Here is a 2449-nt window from a genome sequence, read left to right as displayed (position 1 = left end):
ATCTGGGGGCGACCACCACCCCAGCCCCGCACCCTCCGCCGCACGTTCGTCTACCGGCTATGAGGAACGCGGCACTAGGAGGCCTTTCGTGGTGAGTCTCGCGGACTCACCACTCGGGAAGCTCGTGCACGTCGGGATAGAGCATGATGATCTTCTCCAACAGCTCAGGACTATCCGTCTGCACATCCCAGTGGCCGCTGTCGAACGCTCGGATTCTCACCTCCGGCACCGACGGACTGTCGGCGTAGCCCACGAGCTCTCCATCGATGAGCTGGCAGTCCCCGCTGAACAGGTCGATGAGATGACTCGTGGTCACCAGTGAGTTCGCCGTGGCCTCGGCGATCGCTTCAGTCTCCGGAGAGACGAGCCAGTCGATGATCAATTGCCAGCGATGGCCCTCAATCAAGGCACCAAGAGAAGCGAGGACCTCCGCCAGGCCGACATAGTGGCCTCCTCGCCAAGCTGCGAACGAGAGGATACGGATCTCGGTCACACGCTTCACTCTCCTCTGGCGGCACTCGGCGAGTGTCCCACCCCCCGGCCTGCGACCGGATCCGTTGCGATCGCCGCACTGCTGTGTGCGGGCCGCTCATGCTTGTATCGTGCCGGACGTGACGCATGCCGACTGGGCAGATGTACGCGAACGGCTTTCGCGGCCGGCCGCCGCATCCGGTGTCGATACGGTGTTCGGCGCTGGGAGCCACGGCTGGACGCTTGAACCGCCGCTGGAAGCCGACGCCCTGGCCGACGTGGAGGCACAGCTTCGGATAGAACTGCCCGGCGAGTACCGGTCCTTCCTGCTGCAGGCGGGGCGCGGTGGGGCAGGCCCCGCCTACGGCCTCTTTCCCCTGCGTCGCGTGAACGGACGGTGGCAGTGGGAGGGCGATGGCGCCGACCTCACCGACCTGGACACGCTGGACCAGCCGTTTCCTCATGTCGAGGCGTTCAACCCGGCCGACGGTATGCCCGCGCCGCCTGATGAGGAAGATTTCGATTCCACCGAGGAGTTCAACGCGGCTGAGGATGCGTACTGGGAGCGGCACGACGCGGTCGTCTACGACCCTCGGCATTCGATCGGGCTGCTGTATCTGTGTCACCTTGGCTGTGCGTTACGGGAGGCCCTGGTGATCAGTGGCCCGGCGCGAGGTCAGATGTGGGCGAACGACACCGCTGACGACGAGGGATTCCGACCGCTCTGTGACGACGACGGAAAGCCGCTCGGGTTCGCCCGTTGGTATCGGCGCTGGCTGGATGAGGCAGAAGAGCAGGTGTTACATGGCGCCCATCCCTCTGCGTCAAGCTCAAGTGGGACATACGGGGACGAATAACGGATCTGCCGACTGACCGACTGGTGAAGGAGAATCAGTGGCGCTCACCTTTGGCGAGGCGGTCGGACGACTTGCCGATCGCGCGGCAGCTCGCCGACAGTCGGGAGCCAAACGGCTGCGAAAACTCGCCGATCCAGCGGCGGGGCTGGCGTTGCTGGAAGCGTTGCGGCGCGAAACCGGGGGTCCTCAGGCTTGGGAGACCCTCTACCACCTGGTGATGGCGCTCGGCGCCTGCGACCATCGGGCGTCGGTGCCGTACCTCTACGAACTCGCGCGTCATCCCTTCAAGGCCACCATGGTCCATACAGCGATCGGGGATGCGCTCGTTCGGTTGGACCAGGAGGATGATGACTCCACCCCAATTCTTCGGTGCCTCAACACCGGCAACGACCGGCTCATCGACGGGGCTTTCCGTGCGATGGCGATGCTGCACATGGTTCCCGACGACAAGACCATCGGACGAATCCTCGATTTTCTGGCTCCTCGGCTACCTGAGGACGGACTCCGTTTCTGGCCTGCCGTGGCGGCGGCGGATTGGCAGGGGCAGCCCGTGCACGCCTTCCTCACCACCTGCGCCGCAGGATCCCGAGAAGACGTCGCGGAGGCAGCCGCATCCTCACTCACTGGGAAGTACAAGACTTATCGACATCTGTGAGCAGATGGACACGGCCTGGCCGACCTATGGCGGCGTGCTCACTCCGCCCGTCATCAAGATCCACAATGACGGGCGGAGTCGGTCATTTACGCGGCCACGGACCGCTCGCCCACTCCGTATGAGAGATCGGAAAGCAGCGGGAGCCACCCTGTTAGCAGGGGTGTTGACAAGAAGCTCAAACGATCAAGAAACGAAGAAGGCCCCTGAGGGCGTAATGCCTGTTCAGAGGCCTTCCTGCTGCTGTGCGGCCGGAGGTACTCGAAACCCCAACCTTCTGATCCGTAGCCAAGGGCAGGTTCCAGGTCGTGAGACTCACACGCTGGTCAGGCGGTAGATGTGGTTCGGTGGGATGTGATCGCGTAAGACGGTGTTGCTGTACGCGACTGCTGTACTGAGCGAGAAAGCCGAGCGTTACATCGGCTCGGAGATCATGAGGCCGGTCTGGGCGATGAACCCGGCCAGGAGC

General features: G+C 63.8%; 3 protein-coding genes. 2 read left to right on the top strand and 1 reads right to left on the bottom strand.

Going from position 1 to position 2449, the window contains the following annotated elements; all coding sequences use genetic code 11:
• Positions 1-106: 106 nt before the first annotated feature.
• Positions 107-493, bottom strand: coding sequence for a hypothetical protein (locus ACSDR0_RS50125; protein ID WP_435296050.1), 387 nt, complete (start codon positions 491-493; stop codon positions 107-109).
• A 118-nt stretch (positions 494-611) separates the two neighbouring features.
• On the opposite strand from ACSDR0_RS50125, the gene ACSDR0_RS50120 reads away from it, so the two are divergent.
• Positions 612-1328 (top strand): SMI1/KNR4 family protein, encoded by a 717-nt coding sequence (locus ACSDR0_RS50120; protein WP_435296049.1) that lies wholly within the window; start codon positions 612-614, stop codon positions 1326-1328.
• Between the two features lie 37 nt (positions 1329-1365).
• Positions 1366-1983: a hypothetical protein gene (locus tag ACSDR0_RS50115; protein WP_435296048.1), complete on the top strand. Its 618-nt coding sequence runs from the start codon at positions 1366-1368 to the stop codon at positions 1981-1983.
• Positions 1984-2449: the final 466 nt, after the last annotated feature.

Origin of the sequence: Streptosporangium sp. G11 (assembly GCF_051192615.1) — a bacterium.
In the GTDB taxonomy this organism is placed as follows: Bacteria; Actinomycetota; Actinomycetes; order Streptosporangiales; family Streptosporangiaceae; genus Streptosporangium.
Note: the sequence above shows the minus strand (reverse complement) of the source record. Positions and strands in the feature narration are given on the sequence as shown.